The organism is Neptuniibacter sp., assembly GCF_024231755.1.
In the GTDB taxonomy this organism is placed as follows: Bacteria; Pseudomonadota; Gammaproteobacteria; order Pseudomonadales; family Balneatricaceae; genus Neptuniibacter.
Window position 1 is genome coordinate 1 of the sequence record NZ_JAAEQH010000223.1, and the last position, 2,982, is coordinate 2,982.

Sequence of the window (2,982 nt, forward strand, 5' to 3'; positions counted from 1 at the left end):
ACCAGCGTGGGTCCCAAGGTGACAAAGTATTATTATCACGGCGGCAAGCGGGTGGCGATGCGGGTTGACGAATCGGGGGAATCTGAGGTATACTATCTGCACGGAGATCATCTCGGCTCGACCAGCCTGACCACGGACGAGAATGGCGCTATGGTGGCACGGCAGTTGTACCATCCCTACGGCACTACTCGCTACAGCGAGGGCACCTTAGCAACTGACTTTGGGTTTACGGGTCAACGTAACGTGGCCGGGATAGGGCTGATGGACTATAACGCCCGTTTCTACCACCCTTATCTTAACCGCTTTATCAGTGCAGACACGATTGTGCCTGATCCGGGGAATCCGCAGAGCTTCAATCGTTACGCGTATGTTAACAATCGACCCCTGAACTATGTTGATCCCAGTGGTCATGCGGAGGAATCGGCTGGTGATGATGATCCTGATTTTTACTGGTTCTGGTATTACTACAGTACTCCTGAAGCTTACTATACTGACTACATGGCATGGTTGGATGGGCAGATATCTGACTCTTTAAGAGCAGCTTGGCGATACCAGGAGAACGAACTTGGGACAGATCGAGCTCTGGATGACAATATTGCCCCTCTGATGGAAGCTCGTTATCAAGCGGAAATAGCTAGGCCAAGGGATGAGATTGATAGAGAGGTGCTATTATCAACTGCACCGATGATTGCTTCGCAAGATCCGAACACGATTCGATATCTTGACACTACTGTCAAGGTAATTGGATCGATAATGTATGAAGTTGGAAATACTGCCTTTGCAAAGATGGAAGGGGGCCTTGCAGTTGATCAGTGTTTCGAAGCTGGAACACCGATTGTCACAATGCAGGGAAGCATTCCAATTGAAACGGTTAAAGTCGGTGATTTGGTCTTGGCAGTTAGTTCTGAGACAGCTACCATTGGTTACTACACCGTCACTGATGTATTCTCTCGTTCTGTGAATTCCTTGCTAGAGATAGTGATTGGAAACGACTCGGTTCATGTGACGGAAGAGCATCCATTTTGGGTAATAGGCAAGGGGTGGATAAATGCTGAGAATCTGAATCCTGGTGATTGCGTACAGACACTTACTGGTGTATGCCAAACAGTTGTAGAGGTACAATTAGTCGCTATTAGTTCCCAGGTGTACAATTTCACCGTTGCAGAAGCACATACTTACTTTGCAGGTGATGGTCAGTGGTTGGTGCATAATCAGTGCGGAGGGTATTACAGAGGTACAGGCAAACCCTGGACCTCGGGAGCGACTCCAAATTCGGCTTATACACAATTCGATCCTAGAACTGGAAACTCTATTCAAACTGCAATCTATGATTCTAATGGCAACGTAATTGTGCACATTGATTGGAAACAGCATGGAAGTGCACCGCCTGGTCACTGGCACTTTTTCACTCAACCCGGCAACCCTGCAACAGGTCACTATCCGGGTGCACCACATTATGGTCCCATCGATACAAGTACCTGGGGACTACCGTCTGATTGGGATGTATCGCCCTAGAGATAGATTTAGCATGACACAATCTTGTGAATCAGGAGAATTATAATGGAGGAGCTTACATTTTCCAATGCTTCAACTTTTCTGCAACGATTCCAGAGTTTTCACGACGCTCTTGTCCGAGAAGCACGAATGCAATTTATGACAAAGCATTCACTCACGCGGGCTGAAGTCACCTTATCAGTTCAAGATACTGGTAAGAAGTCAAATGAAAGTTGGGTCAACCTTACTTTCAAGATAGACAATGTCGCTAGCTTCAAATTACTTGAGGGACCCAAAACGACATGTGTCGTGATTACTGAACTCAAGATAGGTTTTTTTGAGGATAAGATTTACCTTGATTTTTCTCCATACACAGAAAAACCAGAGGGAGTTGGAGATTTTGAGAAATCTGATTTTTTGATAGCAGGAGAAAGGTGTGTCTGGGTTATGTCGCCTTATACTGAAGGTCTATGAACCTGTCGAGTTTTTACCTTGACTTATTTTTCCTGTGATCTGTGGAGGAAAACAGCTTTAAATTGATTGTCCTCATTTGTTTTTGATGTACACAAAATCAAGAGAATTTCTGACAAGACGAGCGAGAGTTTGTCACATTCTTGACGGTGCAACCATCCAGCGCAGTGGGCAGGGCCGTTATGGCTCTGCCTCCATTGCACCGTCGCCAGTGTCGGCGCTCGGGTGGCTCTCCAGCAGAGACCTACCTTCCGCGCCGTCAAGGGCTATTCTGTCGTCAATAGATTAGTAGTTCAATCACGGCGGCAAGCCGAATCGTGGGAGTCATAAAAGAGCGCGGAGGCCGTGTAAGGCTTTCGCGTTCTTGCTTTGTTCTTAAGTTTCGTGCTTCAAAGCGCCGGACAACGGATTGCAATGAGACAGGGTGGTGTGGTACAATACCTGCACGGCGATCATCTCGGCTCGACCAGTTTGACCACGGATGAGAGTGGCGCTATGGTGGCGCGGCAGTTGTACCATCCCTACGGCACTACCCGCTACAGCGAGGGCACTTTAGCAACTGATTTTGGGTTTACGGGTCAACGTAATGTGGCTGGTACGGGGTTGGTGTTTATGCACGCGCGGTTTTATGATCCAGCGCTAGGGCGTTTCGTTTCCGCCGACACCATTGTACCCGATCCGAGGAATCCGCAGAGTTTGAATCGGTATTCATACGTCTACAACCGACCGTTGGTGTACATAGATCCAGACGGCCACATTGGAATTGTTGCCATCGTTGGGCTAGTTGCTGCTAGCATAATGGTGTTGACACTGATATCAGATGTAGCACCACCTCCTGACTCTCCAAAGGCTCTTGCCCGTAGCAAAATGGTGGGCAATCAGATAGTTTTCGAAAAGGCTTTTGCGGTAGCATTGACCTGCATGGTAGGGATTCTTGCGGCACCTGCAGCATCCGGTGCCATAGGAACAGCGGCAGCGACGGAAGCGGTGGTGGCCGAAGCTACAGATGGAGATAAT

At 48.1% G+C, this 2,982-nt stretch carries 3 protein-coding genes; all 3 read left to right on the plus strand.

Annotated elements, in window-relative coordinates:
* On the plus strand, window positions 1–1,515 hold a 1,515-nt coding region (locus tag GY843_RS11775), incomplete at its 5' end, for a polymorphic toxin-type HINT domain-containing protein (protein WP_297309806.1).
* A 45-nt stretch (window positions 1,516–1,560) separates the two neighbouring features.
* Window positions 1,561–1,968: a hypothetical protein gene (locus GY843_RS11780; RefSeq protein WP_297309810.1), complete on the plus strand. Its 408-nt coding sequence runs from the start codon at window positions 1,561–1,563 to the stop codon at window positions 1,966–1,968.
* 411 nt (window positions 1,969–2,379) lie between these two features.
* A partial coding sequence (locus GY843_RS11785; protein ID WP_297309812.1) for an RHS repeat-associated core domain-containing protein occupies window positions 2,380–2,982 on the plus strand: 603 nt, incomplete at its 3' end.